We start from the raw sequence: 22601 nt of genomic DNA, 5'->3' as shown, positions 1-22601 counted from the left end.
CGTTTTTATTGACGCTTAATAGCTGATTGAGTAACAAACTTATCATTACTTGCTATTAACTTTTCATTGCCAAATATTCTTTGCAATTTAATATGATAGGCAAGTTGTCTGTTACCAATAATACGTAACTCACCGCCTTTTCTTAAAACACGAAAGCTATCTTTAAACATTTGCCATGCTATATGATCTGTTGTTGCGGTATGTTGATGAAAAGGAGGGTTACACAGAATAAGGTCAACACTGCTACTTGGCACGTCAGCAAGACAATCGTTGAGATGAAAGCTGCATTGAGACATTAGTGAAGGTAAGTTTTGTTTGATATTCTCTTTTGCAGACTCAACGGCCATATAAGACTCATCAAAAAACTGTACTTGCGCTTCGCTTTGCTCTTTTAAAATGGTTAAGCCTATAACACCATTGCCGCACCCTAAATCAATAACTTGGCTATTGGCTTTAACCTTAGGTAAATTTTCAATAAAATATCGAGCACCAATATCAAGTTTGTCTCGTGAATAAACATTGGCATGGTTGCTAATAGTAAAGCTTCTTTCTTGGTCTGAATATTTTGGTTTTTGAGTCAGTGACCAAGTCGTGGGGAAAGGTGACGTTTGAGCAACTGGGTTATCAAGTCGACAAAAGACTAAACGTGCCTTTTTTACCGCTAAAGATGTTTTAGTTGTTCCTAAATATTTTTCAAATAATTTTAACGTTGAGCTGTGAATCTCTTTTGCTCTATCGGCAGCAATAAATATCACGTTTTCAGTCATTACTTGTTTTATTTTAATTAATTGTTCAATTAACAACGACTTACTCTTTGGGATTTTATAAAGAATGAGTGTGGTGTTGCTAGGTAATGCTTCTAAACTGTTGAGCTGTGTAATATTACTGTCGTCTAAATGATTTTGCTCAATGTTATAGGCAATACCTTTCATACTAATTAACGAATCGTTAATTAAAGCGACTTGTGTGCCTGAATAGGTGGTTGCTGTTAAGCTAGTGGCTACGGCGCCAAAAGTGTCATTAAATACCGCTATGTTACTTGTTGATGTAATCAAGTTTTGCTCATTTATGTAGTTTATCAAATACTCATCTGCAGAATCCCAAGCTTGTAGGCTTCTATTAACTTGAGCTACAGGAAAGCGGGTAAGAAATAGGTTTTTGTCATTAACAATAAATGGGCTGATCATAAGTAAAATTACAAGTGCAGAATATTAAAAGGCTATTGTGCCACAATTGTTTTTCTTTTGCGGTGTCTTACAGGTAAAAAATGTAAAAAAATGTCTAGGTTTTTAGTTAAACCTTATCATTCACTGAGTTGTAATTATTATCAATTAATAGATGAGTCAGTCGTTTAAATCAGCTAGAATTAATGGGTTGTAATCATCAGCTATGAGTCTACTATGACTATTGAATCAATTATTGTACAAAAATTAACATCTGCATTATCTCCTGTAGTTTTAGATGTCGTTAATGAGAGTAATCAGCATAATGTGCCACCTGGTAGTGAGTCACATTTTAAAGTCATAATCGTTTCTTCTGAGTTTGAGGAACAGCGATTAATTAAACGTCATCGTGCAGTCAATAAAGTGTTAGCTCATGAGTTAGCTGAACATATTCATGCGTTGGCGTTACATACCTACACTGAGAAAGAGTGGCGTGAACACTATGCTGATAACACCCCGTTATCACCAAAATGTTTAGGAGGCGGTAAATAATCGCTCGTTAGCTTTCTTGAACGTTAACTGCTCGTACCTCTTTGTAAGAAAAGCAGGGTAAACTAAGCAGCAATTTTTTATATTCAAGCTAACTTGATAGTTGTTAAGTTAGCAATAAACAAAAGCAAAAGGTTTTCTTATGGTTATTAAACCAAAAATTCGTGGTTTTATTTGTACTAATGCTCACCCTATTGGTTGTAAAGCTCATGTTAATGAGCAAATAGAATATGTTAAAGAGCAAGCTTACACTGCAGATGGCCCTAAAAATGTTTTAGTTATCGGTGCATCAACGGGTTATGGTTTGGCATCTCGTATTACGTCAGCATTTGGCCACAATGCTAAAACATTAGGTATTTTCTTTGAAAAGCCACCAACAGAAAAGAAAACAGCAAGTGCTGGTTGGTATAATACGGCTGCTTTTCAACAAGCAGCTGATGAAGCTGGTATATACTCAAAGAATATCAATGGTGATGCTTTCTCGCATGAAGTAAAAGCCCAAGCGATAGAAACAATAAAAGCTGATATGGGAAAAATAGACTTAGTTGTTTATTCTTTAGCTTCACCACGTAGAACTGATCCTGACACTGGTGAAGTATACTCATCGACATTAAAGCCAATTGGGCAAAGTGTTACGACCAAAAACTTAAACACTTCTAAGCGTGTTATTGATGAAGTATCTGTCGAAGCGGCTAATGATGCTGAAATCCAAGGTACTATCGATGTAATGGGTGGTGCAGATTGGGAATTATGGATGAACGCACTAAATGATGCTGGCGTATTAGCAGAAGGTGTTAAAACAGTTGCTTATACCTATATCGGCAAAGAGCTTACTTGGCCAATATACGGTAAAGCGACCATTGGTAAAGCGAAAGAAGATTTAGATAGAGCAGCAACTGCTATCAATGAAGTAACAGCTTCATTAAATGGTCAAGCACGTGTTACGTCGTTAAACGCTGTGGTAACACAAGCAAGTTCGGCTATACCTATTATGCCATTGTACATTTCAGCAATGTTTAAAGTAATGAAAGCTGATGGAACGTATGAAGGGTGTATTGAGCAAATTTCGAATCTTTTTCAAGAGAACATCTATAGCGATAGCCCTCGTTTAGATGAGCAAGGTCGATTCCGCCAAAACTATAAAGAACTTGAGGACAGCGTTCAGCACCGAGTCACGGACATTTGGAATACTGTTGATACTGATACTATCGATGAACTAACCGATTATGTTGGTTACCATGCTGAATTCTTAAAACTCTTTGGGTTTGGTGTTGATGGTGTTGATTATGATGCTGATGTTAGCCCTGAATTAGTCATTAATCATTTAGTATAAAAATTACTAGCTTAATATCATTGCTATGTTTAAACCCTTTTGCCGTTGGCAAAAGGGTTTTGTTTTTTAGTGGGGGTTATAGTATTTCATTGTAGTCTTCTTCTAAATCAGTGTAATCTTCTTCACTAATACCTAAAACGCTTAAAACTTGCTCTGAATACAAGTGCCAATCAGGTGATATTTTAAAGCGCTTCACTCGTTCTACCATATTTTCAGCAGCTTTAAGAGCTGCAAAGGCTAATTGATCTTGACTCCCTGTAATGGAGGAAAGGTATTTTTCATCATGATGCTGTAAAATTAACTGGCAAATATCTTTAGGTAAGTGCCAAGAAGAGGCAACGTAATAACCTAACACTGCATGGTTGGTGCTATAGTTTTTTTCTTCTAAGGCAATAGAGGTTTCTCCTGCACTATTTGCTTCAATAAGAATATCTTTGTAGTCACTAAACTTGAGCGCAAGAAGTGGAATACCACAGTCATGAAATAATCCGATGGTATAAAGCAAATCGACGGGAATTTTACTTTTAATCTTGTTACCAATAAATGTCATTGCATTGGCAACATCAAGGGCATCATCCCAAAAACGCTCTAAAGAGATACTTGCTTCTCCCTGAAAAGATGATTTGAGTAAAATAGTGGTAACCAACGCATTAATGGTATTTAGCCCTAGCATCATTACTGCTTGCTTAATTTCAGATATTCTTCGGTTCATGCCATAAAAAGGTGAGTTAATTATCTTTAAAATAGCAGCAGATAAACCAACATCATTACTGATTAATTGAGCGATTAATTCCATATCGGGCTCTTCGACATCCATCAGGTTCTGAATCTCACTTAATATTTCAGGTTTGACAGGAACTTGGTAACTAGCAACTACTGCAGCCATTTTTTTACTATCTAGTTCAATCATAATATTTCAACCTTGGCATGATGGAAGGATTACACAGTACCTGTTATAGCACGTAGTTATCTCATAGCTTTGACATAGTTCAACTTTTTAGTAGGTACTTACTCAACAAGAAAAATTGCTTTATCTGTATTGGTGTATTATTGTGTTGATACACTATGTTTTTAGGTTTGTTAAAGTGAAACAATTTTCAATTTCAGTAAGTTCAGGGATACCTATTTATAAACAGTTATGTACGCAAATAGAGCGAATGATCCTAACGGGCATCTTTACACAGGGTGAAATTTTACCTTCGGTTAGGCAAGTTGCTTCGGAGTTAGAAGTTAACCCAATGACAGTATCAAAGGCATATGGGTTGCTCGAAGAAAGGGGAGTACTTACTCGCTTACGTGGTAAGGGCATGGCAGTAGCAAAAAAAGAACAAAAAAAATCAAATCAAGAGAGGTTATCTGTGATTACAGAAATGATTGATGAATTACTGAAAGAGGCGGCATTAATGGGGTTATCTAATAGTGAGCTAACAGCGTTATTTAAAGAAAAGATAATCACAGAACGTAACCAATCCGAGATAAAGGAGTAAATAATGTCTGCAGTAATTTCAATTGAAAACCTAAATAAGTCATTTGATAACCAGCCTGTTTTATCTAGATTAAATTGGACCATTAATCAAGGTGATATCGTTGGTTTATTAGGAAAAAACGGTGCGGGTAAATCTACCTTATTAAAAAGCTTGTTAAACATAGATGATATCGATAGTGGCAAAATATCTATATTTAATGAAGCACATATGAGCTTGAGTATCGCTTCAAAAGAAAGAATAGGGTATGTCCCTCAAGAAAATGATGAAATTAGTTGGTTGTCGGTCACTGATTTAATTAAGTTTAGAAAGCAATTTTATCAACAATGGTCTGATGAAAAAGTTTGCTACTACCTTGATAAATGGCAAATAGACCCCCGTAAAAAAATGGTTGAACTTTCACCTGGGCAAGCTCAAAAAGTATTAATTACTTTAGCCTTGGCTTCAAGACCTGAATTACTTGTTTTTGATGAACCTGCATCAGCTTTAGATCCTGCTGGTAGAAGAGATTTATTGAAAGAATTAGTTAACTTAGCTTGTGATGAAAATATCACTGTTATTTTTTCAACTCATATCACTTCAGATTTGGAGCGTCTTGCAAGTAAGATCGCTATTTTAGATAAAGGCACTATTTGTTATTTTGATGATTTAGATAAAACTAAAGAAAATGTTGTAAGGCTAACATTACATGGTAAACAGCTTACTCAGCAGCATATCCCAAATGCCCTTAGAGTCGAAGTTAAAGGAGATAATACTTATTGCGTCGTTAAAAAAATAGATGAAAGGTGGCTGCAAGAACTTCAGCAACAAGGTATAAAAATTGATGTAAGCCCAATGGGGTTAGAAGATATCTTTTTGGAGATCACCGCATCATGAAAAGTATTTTAATTCATGGCTGGTATGCCAGGATATTTATTCTTGTGCTTTGGCTAGTAGCTCTATGGCTTAGATTTACAATAGACTTTGAACAAAAATCACCCTTGTTAATTTCATTATTAGGTTTAAGTAACCTAAGTTTATATTTAATTGTGTCTATGCGATTACCATTGCTAACGCATAGCCAAATAGCTGCGGTGTTGCCCGGATTTTCATCGCAATTAAAAACGGCATTGATAAGTATATTGTTAATAAGTTTTCTCCCCACGCTCTTATTATTACCTAATGTTATGAGTTGGTTAGGTTTGTTATCTATTATGTTAGTAAGTGCAATGTTGATGATAGCCATGGTTTACCAGCCAAAATATCAAATACTATTTTTTCTTATTATGCTAACACCGCTATGTTCGGAAGCTTTAAATATAGAGATAACTTTTGAACAAGTGATGAGTTACTTTGCCTTCGCTTTACCTGTTATTGCAGTTTGGGCTTGGCAGTCGCTTAATAAATTGGTTGTCTATCGAAAACATAGCGAACATATTGCTAAAATGATGCTAATGGTAAATGCAAGCATCGATAGAACATTGGTCGCACAAGATCATATACCACCAGCAACACAAAATATTTTTATGCGATGGTGGAGTAATTTAAACTTTAATCATGAGCGGAGTAATATCACAGAAGCTGAAGAAAACAAAACAAAGCTCTCAATGAGAAAACTGATTGCCATTAGTTGTCAAAGTACCGCTTCTTTTAGCAAGCATTCTTATATTGCTTGGTCTTTAGCAACGTTGATATTGTGTGGCGTCGCATTATTTATTGATGAAAAAAACTACGTAGCCGTTATTCCTATGATCACCATTGTACCTGCGATTTTAATTGGTACCGCCTCTATTACTTTATTTCAAATGGTGAATAATAAACGGAGTTATTTAGCTAGGTTATCAATACTACCTCGTTTTAAAAACAAGCAAACGTTTGCTAAAGCATTTGTTAAATACGTGCTAGTGAATCAAGCCTCATTATTAGTATTTGTTGCTTTTTTAGTAGCAATTACGGTGATAACTTTTGAACATTTAACTTGGGTGAATTACATGAAAGTCTGTTTACTAGCATTGTTATTCTGTTTACTTAACTGCGCTTTAATGTTTTTTAGCTGGAGTAATCATTCACAAGCTATTCAGAAATACGTGTTCATTATTGTATTTAATTTCTTCCTGTTTTTGTTAGCTAGCTTAGAAGTTATGCAAAGTGGTGTTGATTCAATAATTTCTTGGATGCCAATTTTTATCACTATATTCACTGGTGCTATTTTTTGCGGTTACACCATTAAGCGTTATACCCAAAGGTATGCAGGTCTGAATTATTGAGTTGGTAATGAAGTCGTAAATTAATGAATAACTTACTTATGAAAGCCGACTATTTGATCGTCGGCTTTGTATTATCTGTTTTCTAGTTTTACTCAATGTCTCATCAATAGCGATGAGTAGATGTATTGTATACAGTGCTTCTGTTTTAAACATCTCATAGGGTTGAATATTGACACAAATTGCATTGTATAAAAAAAGTGATGAATTCTTTCAATTAATTGTCGTTTGAATCAAATTTAATCAAGTAATTTTTCATGAAAAATGCACTCTAACCGTAGAATAAAATAGCCTTTTTATGGTAGTATTCGCGCCAGAAAATTTTAACTTAGAGCCAGTGGGTTTGTTTTTTGTCGCTAAATTTTAATTTACGACTAAAATAAAGACTTACTGAAATACACTGAAATCGGCAAGTTATAATTTATCTAATTGATATTTAAGTAGTATTTGTTTTAATTTATTTTGATATTGATTAGATAAGCTAACAAGTTGGTTTTTATACTCCCATCAAAAGTAGTGCAAGTGTTTATGATTACAATAAAAAAAGGCTTGGATGTTCCTGTACAAGGTGCTCCTCAGCAGGTAATCCATGATGGTCCGACCATCAAAACCGTTGCAACACTCGGTGAAGAGTTTGTGGGTATGCGTCCAACCATGTTTGTTAAAGTGGGTGATCGCGTAACTAAAGGTCAGGTGATTTTTGAAGATAAAAAAAATCCTGGCGTGAAGTTCACATCTCAAGCTGCCGGTGTTGTTAAAGAAATTAACCGTGGTGAAAAACGTGTTTTGCAATCAGTTGTTGTTGAAGTTGACGGCGATGATAAAGAGACGTTTACTTCTTATCCAACGAGTGAATTAGCCAGTATTGCACGTGAAGACGTTGTGAAAAATCTAGTTGATTCTGGTCTTTGGACATCATTAAGAACTCGCCCATTCAGTAAAGTACCTGCAATTGATAGCGCTCCTGCTGCTATTTTTGTTAGTGCAATGGATACTAATCCATTGGCTGCTAACCCAGAAGTAGTTATTGCAGAGCAAGCAGAAGCATTTCAGCAAGGCTTAACAATTCTTTCTCGTCTAACCGATGGTGAAGTGTTTGTAAGTAAAGCTCCGGGTGCAAATATCCCTGTTGATAGCAATGCGACCGTAACTGAATTTGCAGGTAAGCATCCCGCTGGCCTAGTGGGTACACATATCCATTTCCTTAAAGCAGCAAATGCTGAAAGGTTTGTATGGCATGTTGGTTATCAAGATGTGATTGCGATTGCTCAGTTATTTACCACAGGTGAATTAGACAGCACTCGTGTTATTTCACTTGCAGGCCCTGCAGCGAAGAACCCTCGTCTTGTGCGTACTATCTTAGGTGCAAACACCGATGAATTAAGTGCTGGTGAATCAATTGACGGTGAGCTTCGTGTTGTATCTGGCTCTTTACTTATGGGGGCTACAGCAACGGCTGTTCACGGTTATTTAGGTCGCTACCATGTACAAGTTTCATTAATTCTTGAAGGTCGTGAAAAAGAATTCATTGGTTACATGTACCCAGGCCCTAATAAATTCTCAGTTACTCGTGCATATATGTCTCACTTCTTCCCGAAGAAGTTATTCAATATGACTACCACCACAAATGGTAGTGACCGTGCTATGGTTCCAATTGGTAACTTTGAGCGTGTTATGCCTCTAGATATTTTACCTACCATGTTATTACGTGATTTAGTGGCAGGCGATACTGACACTGCACAACAACTTGGTGCCTTAGAGCTAGACGAAGAAGATTTAGCGCTTTGTACATTTGTTTGTCCAGGCAAAACAGATTACGGCGTACATCTTCGTGATTGCCTAACCACAATTGAGAAGGAAGGTTAGACATGGGCTTGAAAAAGTTTATAGAAGATATTGAACCGCATTTTGAAAAAGGCGGTAAACATGAAAAGTGGTTTGCACTTTACGAAGCCGTAGCAACGGGGTTATTTACTCCAGGTATGGTTAACAAAGGTAAAACTCATATTCGTGACAGCATCGATTTAAAACGTATTATGATCACTGTATGGCTAGCGGTTTTCCCTGCAATGTTCTTTGGTATGTATAATATCGGTTATCAAGCGGTAGATGCTTTAGCTGCCGGTTATGCTACACCAGATACATGGCAAACAGCTTTGTTTGCAATGTTCGGTGGTGTGTTAAACGCGGATTCAGGCTGGTTTAGCATGATGCTATACGGGGCTTGTTTCTTCCTACCTATTTATGCGGTGACCTTTATTGTTGGTGGTTTCTGGGAAGTATTGTTTGCTGCAGTACGCAACCATGAAGTTAACGAAGGTTTCTTTGTATCATCAATTCTTTTTGCACTCATATTGCCTGCAACTATTCCGTTATGGCAAGTAGCTATTGGTATCACTTTTGGTATCGTGATTGCGAAGGAAGTTTTTGGTGGTACAGGTAAGAACTTCTTAAACCCTGCATTAGCGGGTCGTGCATTCTTATTCTTCGCTTATCCAGCGCAAATTTCAGGTGACGGTGTTTGGGTTGCTGCCGACGGATTTTCTGGTGCAACAGCGTTAAGTGCAGCGAACCAAGGTATAGTTGATTACTCAATGAATGCTGATTGGTGGAATGCTTTTTGGGGTTTCATCCCAGGCTCTGTGGGTGAAGTATCTACTTTTGCTATTTTGCTAGGTGGTGCTTATATCCTTTATAAAGGTATTGCCTCATGGCGCATCGTTTTAGGTGTGTTTGGTGGTATGGTGGCAACCTCGTTATTATTTAATGCAATTGGTAGTGATACTAACGCTATGTTTGCAATGCCTTGGCATTGGCACTTAGTTGTGGGTGGTTTTGCTTTTGGTATGATGTTTATGGCAACTGACCCTGTTTCAGCTTCTTTCACAAACACAGGTAAATATTGGTTTGGTGCCCTTGTTGGTATCATGGTGGTATTAGTTCGCGTTGTGAACCCAGCTTTCCCAGAAGGCATGATGTTAGCTATTTTATTCGCTAACTTGTTTGCGCCACTTTTCGACTACTTTGTAGTGAAGGGCAATATTAAACGGAGGCTTGCACGCAATGTCTAGTAATAAAGAAACATTCGGCAAAACGGTTGGTTTTGTTACTGCAGTATGTTTAGTGTGTGCTGCCTTAGTTTCAATTTCGGCAATTCAATTGAAACCACTTCAAGTTGCTAATAAGTTACTTGATCAACAAACTAAAATTCTTGAAGCATCAGGTTTACTGGCTAAAACTGACGGCTCAACAAAAGATATTAAAGCGACTTACGCTAAGTATGTTGAAGCAAAAATGATTGATTTAGATTCTGGTGAATTCATTGAGGGTAACCCTAATTTATTTGACGAGCGAAGTAATTCTCGTGATGCAAAAAAATCAGACAAACCTAAAAATGATATCGCTGGTATTAATCGTCGCTCACATGATGCTGTTGTGTACTTAGTTCGCAATGATGCGAATAAAGTAGAAACAGTCGTCTTACCTATTGTAGGCTCCGGCTTATGGGACTTAATGTACGGATATGTTGGATTAGAGTCTGATCTAAATACTGTTCGCAGTGTTGTATATTCAGATCATAAAGAAACTCCGGGCTTGGGCGCAGAAGTAATGAATCCTAAGTGGAAAGCATTATGGCCAGGTAAGAAAATTTACAACAGTGCTGGAGAAGTTAAAGCCAAATTAGTTAAAGGTGGCGCTAAAGCTAATGATATTCACGGTGTGGATGCATTATCTGGTGCAACATTAACAAGTAATGGTGTTACTAATACTCTTCAGTTTTGGTTTGGTGAAGAAGGTTATGCACCTTTTATTACTAAATACCGTGCAGGGGGTGTTAACTAATGTCATCTGATTCTAAAAAGGTTTTAACTCAACCGATTGTTGATAATAACCCAATCGCATTACAAGTCTTAGGTATTTGTTCAGCATTAGCTGTAACAAGTTCAATGGCTAATGCATTAGTTATGACAATTGCCGTTGTTTTGGTTACCGCGTTTTCGAACTTATTTATTTCGATTATTCGTAACCATATCCCATCTAGCGTACGTATTATCGTGCAAATGGCGATTATTGCTTCTTTAGTAATTGTTGTTGACCAAGTCTTGAAGGCTTTTTCATACCAATTATCAAAAGAATTATCTGTTTACATCGGTTTGATTATTACAAACTGTATTGTAATGGGGCGTGCTGAAGCATTTGCGATGAAAGAGAAGCCCGGTGTAAGTTTTTGGGATGGTATTGGTAACGGTTTAGGTTACGGTGCAATCTTAATGATTGTTGCATTTTTCCGTGAACTATTAGGTTTTGGTACTATTTTCGGTATTGAGATTTTACCACTAATTCAAAATGGTGGTTGGTATCAAGGTAATGGCTTACTAGTACTGCCATTTAGTTCATTCTTCATTATTGGTTTAGTTATCTGGGCTGTACGCCAGTGGAAACCAGAACAAGTTGAGAAGGATTAATACGATGGAACATTATTTAAGTTTATTAGTAAAAACCATCTTTATTGAAAATATTGCCTTAACATTCTTTTTAGGTATGTGTACTTTCCTTGCGGTATCTAAAAAAGTAGATACAGCAATTGGTCTAGGTGTTGCGGTTATAGTGGTACTAGGAATCGCTGTACCGGCTAACCAAATTATTTATCAAGCTGTTCTAGCACCAGGTGCATTAGATAGCGTGTTAGGTATTACTGACCCTACTCAATCAATAGATTTGAGCTTCTTATCATTTATTACCTTTATTGGTGTAATTGCTGCGCTTGTTCAAATTCTTGAGATGGTACTAGATAAATACTTCCCAGCGCTTTATCAAGCATTAGGGATTTTCTTACCACTTATCACGGTAAACTGTGCGATTTTTGGTGCGGTTTCTTTCATGGTTGCACGTAACTATACGTTAGGTGAATCAGTGGTATACGGTATTGGTTCTGGTATTGGTTGGGCATTGGCTATTGTTTTACTTGCGGGTTTACGTGAGAAAATGAAATATTCTGATGTTCCAAATGGTTTGAAAGGTTTAGGTATTACATTTATTACTGCTGGACTAATGGCTTTTGGCTTTTTGTCTTTCGGTGGTATTTCCCTATAAGTTTGGTCGGTGTAATGTGCTTAAATTGCATTACACCCTTAGAGAAGTTTAAAGGAAAAGTCGATGGAAATTATTCTCGGCGTATCGATGTTTACCGCAATAGTACTAGCACTAGTTTTAGTTATTTTATTTGCTAAATCTAAATTAGTTTCTAGTGGTAACGTTACGATCAATATTAATGGCGACCCTGAAAAAGCGGTAACAACTGCTGCGGGTGGTAAATTATTAGGTGCTCTGGCTGATCAAGGTATTTTTATTCCTTCGGCTTGTGGTGGCGGTGGTACTTGTGGACAATGTCGCGTAGATGTACATTCAGGTGGCGGTGATATTTTACCAACTGAGCAAGGTCATATCACTAAACGTGAAGCGAAAGAAGGCTGTCGTTTAGCATGTCAAGTTGCTGTTAAACAAGACATGGAAATTGAAGTTGAAGATGAAATCTTCGGAGTTCAGCAATGGGAATGTGAAGTTATCTCTAACGATAACAAAGCAACTTTCATTAAAGAGCTTAAGTTACAAATTCCAAATGGTGAATCTGTACCTTTTAAAGCAGGTGGTTATATTCAAATTGAAGCACCAGCGCATCATGTTAAATACAGTGATTTTGATATTGATGAACAATATCGTGGTGATTGGAACCATTTTGGCTTCTTCGACGTAGAGTCAAAAGTAGACACAGATACATTACGTGCTTACTCAATGGCTAACTACCCAGAAGAAGAGGGCATTATTATGCTTAACGTGCGTATCGCTACGCCGCCTCCTGGTCGTTTACACTTACCAGCAGGTAAAATGTCTTCATTTATCTTTAGCCTTAAGCCAGGTGATAAAGTAACTATCTCAGGTCCATTTGGTGAGTTCTTCGCTAAAGAAACTGATAATGAAATGGTATTTATTGGTGGTGGTGCAGGTATGGCGCCAATGCGTTCACATATCTTTGACCAACTTAAGCGTCTTAAATCTAAGCGTAAGATGAGTTTCTGGTATGGTGCACGTTCACTTCGCGAAATGTTCTATGAAGATGATTACAACGGCCTAGCAGCTGAAAATGATAACTTCGAATGGCATGTAGCGTTATCTGATCCACAACCAGAAGATAACTGGGATGGTTTAACAGGATTCATTCATAACGTTCTTTTCGAAGAATACTTGAAAGATCATGAAGCACCAGAAGATTGTGAATACTACATGTGTGGTCCACCAATGATGAATGCTGCTGTTATCGGTATGTTAAAAGATCTTGGTGTTGAAGACGAAAATATAATGCTAGATGACTTCGGTGGCTAATATTTTAAGTTAAACGTGTTAAGAAGCACCATTTCATCGTTGGATGTACTCACCTATAGTTATAGGCTCCGTGCATTCGCCTTGAATTAGTACTTCTCTCCAACGTTAAACTTTAAAATATATTGCTGAAGCGCATGTTAATAAAGACGACCTAGGTCGTCTTTATTATTTTTAAAGAATAGCCTTGATAGAAAGTTATTTATCTCAGTTAATTACTCATAAAATAAATTAATTAGCTGAGATAAATAAACTTTGGAATGATGAAAATGACTAAAATTAAACTGTTATTACTTATAATAATGACTGTGGTAGTAAGTGGATGTTTCCCTAGTAACAAATCAGGGAAAGCGGAGATTTTACTTCAAGGGAGAACCATGGGAACGACCTATAATGTCAAAGTGGTCTCAACCCTTGAACACGTTAAGTCTATCAATTTGCAGCAGCAAATAGATGATGCCTTGAAGCAAGTCAATCAAGAGATGTCGACTTATATTCCAAGCTCTGAAATATCACAATTTAATCAATCTAGAACAACCGAGGAAAGAGTTATTTCTGAGGGTTTTTCGCGTGTCTTAGCTGAATCATTACGTTTAGGTGAAATGAGCCATGGTAAGTTAGATATAACCGTAGGACCGTTAGTTAACCTTTGGGGTTTTGGTCCTGAGTTTAGACCTGAGAAAGTGCCAAGTGCAGCATTAATAGCACAAACAAAAGCACAAACAGGGTTAGATAATTTATCATTAACTGGCAACAAATTAGCTAAGGCAAAACCCGAACTTGCTGTTGATTTATCGACCATCGCAAAAGGTTATGGTGTCGATGTTGTCGCGGAATTAATAGAAGCGAATGGTTTTACAAATTACTTAGTAGAAATTGGTGGAGAATTACGACTAAAAGGGGTTAAAAGTACAGGTGAGCTCTGGGTTGTTGCCATTGAAAAACCTATTACTACTGAGCGAAGTGTCCAACAATTTATTGTCCCTAAAGATAATGCAATGGCAACCTCTGGTGATTATCGTAACTATTTTGAAGAAGATGGAGTGCGTTTCTCACATATTATTGACCCAGATACAGGTAAACCTATTAAGCATAACTTAGTTTCTGTTACCGTTATTCACCCATCTTCAATGACGGCTGATGGATTATCAACACTGTTAATGGTGCTTGGCGAAGAGGACGGGTTAGCATTTGCTGAGAAGCATCAGTTAGCGGCTTATTTTATATCAAAGTCTGAACATGGCTTTACTGAGCAATTTACGGTAAAATTTAAGCAGTATTTAAAGTAGTAAACACAAAGTATCGTTTCATATTAAGATATAGAGGTAAGTCCTGTTTAATAGTTCTTACCTTGAACAATACCTATCTTTATAAACGTTGTAGAGAGCAAGATATTATGATGATTTTCCTAATAACCTTTGGTTTTTTTCTAGTTATCGGTACGGCTATGGCTATTGGTTATATCGTACAAAATAGAACCTTATCTGGAAGCTGTGGTGGCTTAGCAAGTGTGGGTATTGAAAAAGCTTGTAATTGCGATAATCCATGCGAGAAAAGGCAAGAGCGTGAAAAAAAAGCTGCGCTTGAAGAAAACTTAAAAAATAAAATAGATGTGACTAATCTTTAAAAATAAACGACAGTAAACCGTCAAGGTTTATTAGCCAATAAAAAAGGATAATGAATTGACTTCATTATCCTTTTTTTGATAAATCAAAGTAATTAGCTTTAACTAAGCTAAGCTTGGTTTAACTAATGAAAGTGTTAATCTGTTTAAGAATACCTGCTGCATCAAGTGCTAATTCACTGTGGATCTCTGCTTGTGTACCATGCTTAACGAAGTGGTCTTTAACACCAATATTTAGCACGCTAATTGTTTTACCTTGGGCGAGTAAAAACTCATTAACACCAGAGCCAGCACCACCAGCAATGGCATTATCTTCAATGGTTACTAGCAGCTCGTGCTTAGCGAACATTTCATTAATTATTGACTCATCAAGCGGCTTCACAAATCGCATATCAACTAAACTGGCATTGAGCTCTTTTGCTGCTATTTGTGCTTCAGCGAGCATAGTACCAAAACTTAATATGGCAATTTTGTCACCGGTTAATACGTGTTGGGCTTTACCTATTGCTATGACTTCATCGACAGCGGGCAATTCAGCGCCTGTGCCATTACCGCGAGGGTAGCGCACAATACTTGGGCCACTGTGCTGATACCCAGTATTTAGCATTAATTGGCATTCACGTTCATCTGATGGTGCCATAATTACAGTATTAGGAATACAGCGAAGATAGCTTAAATCAAATACACCTTGGTGGGTCGCACCATCGGCACCAACAATACCTGCTCGATCAATAGCAAAGAGTACCGGTAAATTTTGAATGGCAACGTCATGAATAAATTGGTCGTAGCCGCGCTGTAAAAAACTTGAATAAATAGCGACTACTGGCTTTTGTCCGCCTATGGCAAGCCCAGCAGCGTATGTTACTGCGTGCTGTTCTGCTATAGCTACGTCGTAGTATTGTTCAGGAAAACGTTGACTAAATTCAACCATACCCGAGCCTTCACGCATCGCTGGGGTTATTGCAACAAGCTTCTTATCTGCTTTAGCAGTTTTACATAGCCAATCACCAAAAATTTGCGAATAAGTTGGCAGGGTTGGTGTACTCTTAGGTAAGTTTTTATCACTTGGGTTGAATTTTGGTACGGCATGATACTTAATAGGATCTTGTTCAGCAGCTTGATAGCCTTTACCTTTTGTCGTTGCAATATGTAATAACTGTGGCCCTTTTAAGCCACGCATATTTTTGATGGTATCAACTAAACCATTAACGTCATGACCATCAATAGGGCCAATATAATTAAAACCTAGCTCCTCGAAAAAGGTACTTGGTACTACCATGCCTTTTAAATGCTCTTCAGCTCGACTTGCTAATTCTTTAATGGGAGGGATATTTTTTAATATTCTTTTACTGCCTTCACGAAGCCCAGTATAAAGAGTACCAGATAGCATTTTAGCCAAATGATTATTTAAAGCACCAACGTTTTCAGAAATAGACATTTCGTTATCATTTAAAATGACTAACATGTCTTTATTGATATCACCTGCATGATTCAGTGCTTCAAATGCCATACCAGCAGTCATTGCTCCATCACCGATTACAGCAACAGTTTTACGATTTTTACCTTCTTTCTCAGCAGCAACCGCTAAGCCTAATGCTGCAGAAATTGATGTACTAGAATGACCAACACTCAAGGTGTCATATTCGCTCTCTTCACGCCAAGGAAAAGGATGTAAGCCCTCTTTTTGACGAATGGTATGAAGCTTATCTCGTCGACCCGTTAAAATTTTATGCGGGTAAGCTTGGTGGCCAACATCCCAAATTAAGTGATCAAAAGGCGTGTCAAAAACATAGTGCAAGGCTACGGTAAGTTCAATGGTGCCAAGCCCAGAAGCAAAGTGCCCGCTACTTTTACTAACAGAGTTTAACAAGTAGCTACGCAATTCATTGCTGACACGGGTTAATTGCTCTTGAGGAATGCTCCGTAGGTCTTTTGGAGAATCAATTTGAGCGAGTAAAGGATAATCAGCAAGATTTGTTGTCATATTTGTTTACAGTGTTTTAATTAAGATAAATTATTGAATTGTTCAGGCTAAACATTATCGCACAAATTAATGGCTTCGTTTGATAATAAACGTGGCAAACTCAACTAATGATTCGCTATTGTAAGGTAAAGTGTGCAAAGCTTGAAGTGCTTGTTGATACAACTGCTGTGCTTTTTCTTGTGCACCTTGTAAACCAAGTAGTGCAGGGTAGGTACTTTTATTCGCTGCTAAATCTGATCCTGCTGGCTTTCCGAGCTCCTCTTCGCTAGAGGTAATATCAATTATATCGTCTTGTACTTGATAGGCTAAACCAATGAGTTGGGCAAATTCTTTTAATGCGATGTTATCTGCCTCAGTAACATGGCTTGAACATTGTGCTGCCATAAGCACAGATGCTTCTAATAAGGCTCCTGTTTTTAGGGAATGCAAATGTTCTAATTGTACTAGCGATATCTGATGGTTAGTTGCAGCAAGATCAAGCGCTTGGCCGCCACACATACCTTGGTAGCCTGAGGCACTAACTAATTGCTTAAATAAAGTAATTTGTCGTGGAAGCACGGTTTCAGAGAACTTATGGTTGGCAAGAATGTCAAAAGCTAACGTCTGCAAACTGTCACCAGCAAGAATCGCTGTAGCTTCATCAAAAGCTTTATGGCAAGTAGGCTGGCCCCTTCTTAAATCATCATCATCCATTGCAGGAAGATCATCATGGAGTAAAGAATAAGCATGAATACATTCTAGTGCGCCAGCAATAGCGTCAATATCATTTATATCAGCACCTAACGCTTCACCTGTAATATACGCGAGGTAAGGTCGCATACGTTTACCGCCTATGAGTAAGCCATAACGCATAGCCTCCAATAATTTTTCATCATTAACTGATAGCGTATTTAGTTTAGCCGTTAAAAAGTCATTAATACGGCGCTGAAAGGTATCAAGATTCTTGAGTTCAGCCATTATTTCTGCCCTGATTCATTATCGAAATCAAGTAGTTGAGATTGGCCATTTTTTTCTAACAATATTTTTACTTTTTGCTCTGCTGCGTGTAACTTTTCTTGGCTTATTTTACTTAAATTTAAACCACGCTCAAATAGCACCATAGACTCTTCAAGGCCAAGTTCACCTTGCTCAAGGTGATTAACGATTGTATCTAATTCGCTTAAAGACTCTTCAAATGTTAGGTTTTCTAGTTTCTTTTTAGCCATGATGATTACTTGTTAGCAATGTAATTAATTATCTTGGCGCAAACTTACCTTAGCTAGCAGCATTGGTCAAATATCACTGCAATTAATGTATAAAAAAGGCTTTTTTGTTGTTTTGTGTTAAGTTATTGACATCATGGGCGATAATAATTTTATAAAGCAATTTAAGAATTAGCGAATAGCTTTCGCATAATGTACTATTATTTTAATGGTCGTCGATATTTTAGTGGTTTAGGAGAGTTTTGTGGATTTAGCAACCCTGATAGGTATTCTCGGAGCAATTGGCTTATTGGCCATGGCAATGGTGCTTTCTGGCGATATTATGATGTTTGCCGATACCCAATCAGTATTGATTGTATTTTGTGGCTCTATTTTTATCGTGTTATCTAATTATTCTTTAGGGCAATTTTTCGGTATCGGAAAAGTTATCGCTAAAGCATTTATGTTCAAAATTGAAAAACCTGAAGAGCTAATAGAAAAAGCTGTAGATATGGCTGACGCGGCGAGAAAAGGCGGATTCCTCGCATTAGAAGAAGCAGAAATAACCAATCCTTTTATGCAAAAGGGGGTTGATATGCTTGTTGATGGTCATGATGCAGATGTTGTGCGTGCAACCTTACAAAAAGATATTAACTTAACGACTGAGCGCCACGACCGTGGGGCTGGTATGTTGATGGCACTTGCCGACGTTGCCCCTGCGATGGGCATGATAGGTACACTGATTGGTCTTGTTGCTATGCTCTCTAACATGGATGACCCTAAATCGATTGGTCCTGCGATGGCTGTTGCCTTATTAACGACATTATATGGTGCATTCTTAGCCAATGTTATCGCTATTCCTTTAGCCTCAAAATTAAAATTGAGAATGGAAGAAGAAAAAATGAATCAGGAGTTAGTGCTTGATGCTGTTTTAGGTATTCAAGATGGCCAGAATCCTCGGGTTATTGAAGGCTTATTAAGAAACTACTTAGCTGAAGGCAAACGCCAAATTGATACCACAGAAGAATAGCAACAGCTATCGAGCTAGGAGTTAATTATGGCTGAAGAAAAATGTAAATGTCCACCACCCGGGTTACCAGCTTGGATGGGTACGTTTGCTGATTTAATGTCGCTATTGATGTGTTTCTTCGTATTACTTTTATCATTTTCTGAAATGGATGTACTGAAGTTTAAGCAGATTGCAGGTTCAATGAAGTTTGCTTTTGGTGTACAGAACAAGATTGAAGTAAAAGATATTCCCAAAGGCACAAGTATCATTGCACAAGAGTTTAGGCCAGGTAAACCTGAACCTACACCGATTGAAGTTATTCAACAACAAACCATGGAAATGACGCAACAAATGCTTGAGTTTCAAGCTGGCGATGAAACCTCAGCAGGTGGACGACAAGAGCAGCGTGGTACAGAGCGTGGTGGTCAAGCACAGAACACGGAAGATGCAATGTCAGCTCAGGCTCTTGAACAAGCAATGGAGCAAATGGAGAGTGCAGCGCAAGAACAAGTGAATGACTTAGTGAAGAAGATCGCTGAGCAACTTGAACAGCAAATTCAAGATGGTGCAGTTGAGTTAGAGTCATTAGGGCAACAAGTCATTATTAGAATCCGTGAAAATGGATCGTTCCCATCTGGTTCAGCTTTCTTACAACCAAAATTTAAACCTATCATGAGAGAGATTGGTGAGTTATTAAATACCGTCCCCGGTGAGATTATGGTCTCGGGTAATACCGATAATCAAGGGGTAGATTCTGAGTTATTCAGCTCAAATTGGGACTTGTCGAGCAAAAGAGCTGTTGCTATTGCTCATGAATTAATTAAAGTGCCTGAGTTTGACCCTACACGATTAATTGTTGCAGGTCATGCAGATACTAGACCGTTAGTACCTAACACTAATGCCCTTAATCGCCGAAGAAACCGACGTGTTGAGATTGCAATCAATCAAGGTAAAGCAAAAGAAACTGAATTAATTGACGTTATTGATTAATTACTTACATTAATCACTTTGGCTGCGCTTTTCGGTAGCCAAAGTGCATCTCATATCGCTGAACCATAATTAATGCATTATCTGTGTTAATTCTGCTATAATACGCGCCATTATTTTTTGCCTGCTAGGTCTGTTGTCGATGAAATTTATCGTAAAGTTACAAGCTGAGATCACGATTAAATCTCGCCCTGTTCGTAAGCGTTTTACTAAAATATTAGACTCTAATATTAAAAATGTACTGCGTCGTGTTGATGAACAAGTTACTACCCGAATGAATTGGGATAATGTTGAAGTTAACACTAAAGATAACAGCCCAGAAAATAGAGCTAGATTAGTTGCGGCATTAAAATGTATTCCTGGCGTACCCATGTTTTTAGAAGTACAGCAGACAGAGTTTATAGATCTTCATGATATATATGAAAAAACCCTTGCAGTACATAGCAAAACTATCGAAAACAAAACTTTTTGTGTTCGCGTTAAAAGAACAGGAACACATGAGTTTAACTCCTTAAAAATTGAGCAGTATGTTGGTGGTGGTTTAAATCAGCAGGTAGAAAGTGCCAAAGTTCAATTGAAAAAACCTGACGTTACTATTCGTTTAGAAGTTAAGAATAAAGATTTGTTCATTGTAACCGAACGCCATCAAGGTTTAGGCGGTTTTCCAATAGCGACTCAAGAAGATGTTTTATCGTTAATGTCTGGTGGTTTTGACTCAGGTGTTGCTAGTTACCAAATGATCAAAAAAGGCTCTAGAACTCATTATTGTTTTTTCAATTTGGGCGGCTCTGCTCATGAAGTCGGTGTTAAACAAGTGAGTTATTATTTATGGAATAAGTTTGGCGCATCGCATCGTGTTAAGTTTTTTGCCGTAGACTTTGAGCCAGTTGTTGCTGAGATTCTTGAGAAAATTGAAAATGGCCAAATGGGGGTTGTTTTAAAACGTATGATGATGCGTGCTGCGACCAAAGTCGCTGAAAAAACAAATATTCAAGCATTAGTGACAGGTGAAAGTTTAGGACAAGTATCAAGTCAAACTTTAACAAACTTAAATGTGATTAATCGAGTCACCGATACCTTAATATTACGACCCTTAGCTGCCTACGATAAACAAGATATTATTGATATTGCAAGAAACATTGGTACTGAAGATTTTGCTAAAACGATACCTGAATATTGCGGAGTCATCTCTAAAAAACCAACAGTAAAAGCAGTGCTTTCGAAAGTTGAAGCTGAAGAAGATAATTTTGATTTTTCAATTTTAGATAAAGTTGTTGATGAAACACGTGTTTTAGATATTCGTGATATAGGTAAAGAAACGGAAGAAGAAATTAAAGCTGTTGAATTCGTTGAAGAAATAACAAATGATGCGGTCGTTGTTGATATTAGAAGCCCAGAGGAAGAAGATGAAAACCCTTTAGATATTGCTAATGTGAAGGTTATTCATATTCCTTTTTATAAACTTGCCACGCAGTTTGGTGATTTAGATATGAGTAAAGAATACTTGCTTTACTGCGACCAAGGGATAATGAGTAAGTTACAAGCTTTGTATTTACAAGATAATGGTTTTAGTAATGTTAAGGTTTATCGCCCTTAGTCGTTAACGCATAACTTAAGCTTGATTTATAAAAGCTATAGCCAATAGATTAATCGGCACCAACATAAACCTAGTTAAGTGATTTTATCGCTTCAACTAGGTTTTTGTTTTCAGGGGCTTTAAGGTGATGTTTCTCGGCCAAATTGCAAATATAACCATTGATATAATCGATTTCTGTCTTTCTTTTGGCTAATACATCACAACGCATTGAAGAGCTATTCTCAGCGGTCGCTTTAGCTACCGCAATCACCTTATCTAATAGCTTTTTGGCATTTAGATGAACAGACTCTTTTTGTGCGACAGCAACAATTTCTAACACAAGCGCATTAACTTTTGCTAAGTGCACGGTGTCAGCAATTTTACCATTCTTGATATTTAGCATGGCACTTAACGGGTTTATTACGCAATTTATTGCTAGTTTATGCCATTGAGCTGTACGAATGTCTTCTTCCCAAACAACCTTAGGTAGTACTTTATTAAGAAGCTCAATAAAAAAATCTAATCGTTGCAAGGCAGATTGACCAGAAAATGCATTCGCTCTTTTATCTTGAGTTTTTGTTAAAATTAAACCTAACTGCGTTAATCCCTCTCCAGTATGTCTAATGGTATAACTATCAGTTTTCAAGCTACCGTGAGTTGTAAGCATCGCTGCAAAAACGTGTTGTTTAATGACCCTTTTATTCAGTTGATCTAATGTGCCCATTCCATTATGAGCAAGAATAATAACCGCTTTTGGGTTCAACTCATCAACAACTGATTCAATAGCAGCACTAACATGATATGACTTTACACAACACAGAACTATATCGGCATTTTGTAAGTGCTTAGGTTGTGTAAATTGAACCTTCCCTTGGGTTTGCTGGTTTTTTATATCAGTAAACTTATAAGCTCTGCTTTTGTCTTCATACTGATCTGTTGCTAATAACGATGTACTAACGGTGCTAAGGGGCTTTCTTTCATCGCTTAACAGCTCTATTTTTCTTAAAGAATGATAATACAAGAGGCCTATTGCCCCTTGACCAATAATTACAACGTTGAGCGGCTTTATATTATTGGGCATTTGAAAATC

22 protein-coding genes are annotated in these 22601 nt (G+C 37.3%); 16 read left to right on the top strand and 6 right to left on the bottom strand.

Translation table 11 applies throughout. The annotated features are described in order from the left end of the window. Nucleotides 1-5: 5 nt before the first annotated feature. On the bottom strand, nucleotides 6-1187 hold the full coding sequence (locus tag D1094_RS15235) for a methyltransferase (protein WP_118960965.1): 1182 nt from the start codon (nucleotides 1185-1187) through the stop codon (nucleotides 6-8). A 213-nt stretch (nucleotides 1188-1400) separates the two neighbouring features. Here D1094_RS15235 and D1094_RS15230 point away from each other — a divergent pair, with 213 nt between their 5' ends. Further along, nucleotides 1401-1715, top strand: coding sequence for a BolA family transcriptional regulator (locus tag D1094_RS15230; RefSeq protein ID WP_118960964.1), 315 nt, complete (start codon nucleotides 1401-1403; stop codon nucleotides 1713-1715). A 139-nt stretch (nucleotides 1716-1854) separates the two neighbouring features. Then, nucleotides 1855-3045, top strand: coding sequence for an enoyl-ACP reductase FabV (fabV, locus tag D1094_RS15225; RefSeq protein ID WP_118960963.1), 1191 nt, complete (start codon nucleotides 1855-1857; stop codon nucleotides 3043-3045). A 76-nt stretch (nucleotides 3046-3121) separates the two neighbouring features. Here the strand turns inward: fabV and D1094_RS15220 are convergent, their stop codons facing one another. Further along, nucleotides 3122-3955, bottom strand: coding sequence for an HDOD domain-containing protein (locus D1094_RS15220; RefSeq protein WP_118960962.1), 834 nt, complete (start codon nucleotides 3953-3955; stop codon nucleotides 3122-3124). A 175-nt stretch (nucleotides 3956-4130) separates the two neighbouring features. Here D1094_RS15220 and D1094_RS15215 point away from each other — a divergent pair, with 175 nt between their 5' ends. The 11 genes from D1094_RS15215 to nqrM all read left to right on the top strand — a co-directional run bounded on the left by D1094_RS15215 (nucleotide 4131) and on the right by nqrM (nucleotide 14777). Further along, on the top strand, nucleotides 4131-4532 hold the full coding sequence (locus D1094_RS15215) for a GntR family transcriptional regulator (protein WP_118960961.1): 402 nt from the start codon (nucleotides 4131-4133) through the stop codon (nucleotides 4530-4532). 3 nt (nucleotides 4533-4535) lie between these two features. Next, nucleotides 4536-5405 (top strand): ABC transporter ATP-binding protein, encoded by an 870-nt coding sequence (locus D1094_RS15210; RefSeq protein WP_118960960.1) that lies wholly within the window; start codon nucleotides 4536-4538, stop codon nucleotides 5403-5405. Then, the gene (locus tag D1094_RS15205; protein WP_118960959.1) at nucleotides 5402-6775 is read left to right on the top strand and encodes a hypothetical protein; all 1374 of its coding nucleotides are present in this window, start codon (nucleotides 5402-5404) and stop codon (nucleotides 6773-6775) included. The genes D1094_RS15210 and D1094_RS15205 overlap by 4 nt, the downstream gene beginning before the upstream one ends. Before the next feature lie 525 nt (nucleotides 6776-7300). Beyond that, entirely contained in the window at nucleotides 7301-8638 is a 1338-nt protein-coding gene (locus D1094_RS15200; RefSeq protein ID WP_118960990.1) for a Na(+)-translocating NADH-quinone reductase subunit A, read from the top strand. Between the two features lie 2 nt (nucleotides 8639-8640). Then, nucleotides 8641-9843 carry an NADH:ubiquinone reductase (Na(+)-transporting) subunit B gene (locus D1094_RS15195; protein WP_118960958.1) on the top strand — a complete coding sequence of 401 codons (1203 nt, stop codon included), beginning with the start codon at nucleotides 8641-8643 and terminating at the stop codon, nucleotides 9841-9843. Next, nucleotides 9836-10615, top strand: coding sequence for a Na(+)-translocating NADH-quinone reductase subunit C (locus D1094_RS15190; RefSeq protein ID WP_118960957.1), 780 nt, complete (start codon nucleotides 9836-9838; stop codon nucleotides 10613-10615). Before D1094_RS15195 ends, D1094_RS15190 begins: the two co-directional genes overlap by 8 nt. After that, nucleotides 10615-11238 (top strand): NADH:ubiquinone reductase (Na(+)-transporting) subunit D, encoded by a 624-nt coding sequence (locus tag D1094_RS15185; protein ID WP_118960956.1) that lies wholly within the window; start codon nucleotides 10615-10617, stop codon nucleotides 11236-11238. Before D1094_RS15190 ends, D1094_RS15185 begins: the two co-directional genes overlap by 1 nt. A 4-nt stretch (nucleotides 11239-11242) precedes the next feature. Then, on the top strand, nucleotides 11243-11866 hold the full coding sequence (gene nqrE, locus D1094_RS15180) for an NADH:ubiquinone reductase (Na(+)-transporting) subunit E (RefSeq protein WP_118960955.1): 624 nt from the start codon (nucleotides 11243-11245) through the stop codon (nucleotides 11864-11866). Nucleotides 11867-11929: 63 nt separating this feature from the next. After that, nucleotides 11930-13153, top strand: a complete 1224-nt coding sequence (gene nqrF, locus D1094_RS15175; protein WP_118960954.1) for an NADH:ubiquinone reductase (Na(+)-transporting) subunit F — start codon at nucleotides 11930-11932, stop codon at nucleotides 13151-13153. Between the two features lie 266 nt (nucleotides 13154-13419). After that, nucleotides 13420-14439 carry an FAD:protein FMN transferase gene (locus tag D1094_RS15170; protein WP_118960953.1) on the top strand — a complete coding sequence of 340 codons (1020 nt, stop codon included), beginning with the start codon at nucleotides 13420-13422 and terminating at the stop codon, nucleotides 14437-14439. A 107-nt stretch (nucleotides 14440-14546) separates the two neighbouring features. After that, on the top strand, nucleotides 14547-14777 hold the full coding sequence (gene nqrM, locus D1094_RS15165; protein WP_118960952.1) for a (Na+)-NQR maturation NqrM: 231 nt from the start codon (nucleotides 14547-14549) through the stop codon (nucleotides 14775-14777). Between the two features lie 118 nt (nucleotides 14778-14895). On the opposite strand, the gene dxs is transcribed toward nqrM, so the two are convergent. From dxs to D1094_RS15150, 3 genes are all read right to left on the bottom strand, one after another. Beyond that, on the bottom strand, nucleotides 14896-16758 hold the full coding sequence (gene dxs, locus D1094_RS15160; RefSeq protein ID WP_118960951.1) for a 1-deoxy-D-xylulose-5-phosphate synthase: 1863 nt from the start codon (nucleotides 16756-16758) through the stop codon (nucleotides 14896-14898). A 66-nt stretch (nucleotides 16759-16824) separates the two neighbouring features. Continuing rightward, nucleotides 16825-17715: a (2E,6E)-farnesyl diphosphate synthase gene (gene ispA / locus D1094_RS15155; protein WP_118960950.1), complete on the bottom strand. Its 891-nt coding sequence runs from the start codon at nucleotides 17713-17715 to the stop codon at nucleotides 16825-16827. Then, nucleotides 17715-17963: an exodeoxyribonuclease VII small subunit gene (locus tag D1094_RS15150; protein WP_118960949.1), complete on the bottom strand. Its 249-nt coding sequence runs from the start codon at nucleotides 17961-17963 to the stop codon at nucleotides 17715-17717. Before D1094_RS15150 ends, ispA begins: the two co-directional genes overlap by 1 nt. Nucleotides 17964-18204: 241 nt before the next feature. Between D1094_RS15150 and pomA the strand changes: the two genes are divergently transcribed. From pomA to thiI, 3 genes are all read left to right on the top strand, one after another. Further along, nucleotides 18205-18969, top strand: a complete 765-nt coding sequence (gene pomA, locus D1094_RS15145; RefSeq protein WP_118960948.1) for a flagellar motor protein PomA — start codon at nucleotides 18205-18207, stop codon at nucleotides 18967-18969. Between the two features lie 27 nt (nucleotides 18970-18996). Further along, on the top strand, nucleotides 18997-19938 hold the full coding sequence (locus D1094_RS15140; protein ID WP_118960947.1) for a flagellar motor protein MotB: 942 nt from the start codon (nucleotides 18997-18999) through the stop codon (nucleotides 19936-19938). Nucleotides 19939-20077: 139 nt separating this feature from the next. Then, nucleotides 20078-21532: a tRNA uracil 4-sulfurtransferase ThiI gene (gene thiI, locus D1094_RS15135; protein WP_118960946.1), complete on the top strand. Its 1455-nt coding sequence runs from the start codon at nucleotides 20078-20080 to the stop codon at nucleotides 21530-21532. Between the two features lie 70 nt (nucleotides 21533-21602). On the opposite strand, the gene D1094_RS15130 is transcribed toward thiI, so the two are convergent. Then, nucleotides 21603-22592 carry a ketopantoate reductase family protein gene (locus D1094_RS15130; RefSeq protein ID WP_118960945.1) on the bottom strand — a complete coding sequence of 330 codons (990 nt, stop codon included), beginning with the start codon at nucleotides 22590-22592 and terminating at the stop codon, nucleotides 21603-21605. Between the last annotated feature and the right edge of the window lie 9 nt (nucleotides 22593-22601).

This window comes from Colwellia sp. RSH04 (assembly GCF_003545765.1).
Taxonomy (GTDB): Bacteria; Pseudomonadota; Gammaproteobacteria; order Enterobacterales; family Alteromonadaceae; genus Colwellia.
Note: the sequence above shows the minus strand (reverse complement) of the source record. Positions and strands in the feature narration are given on the sequence as shown.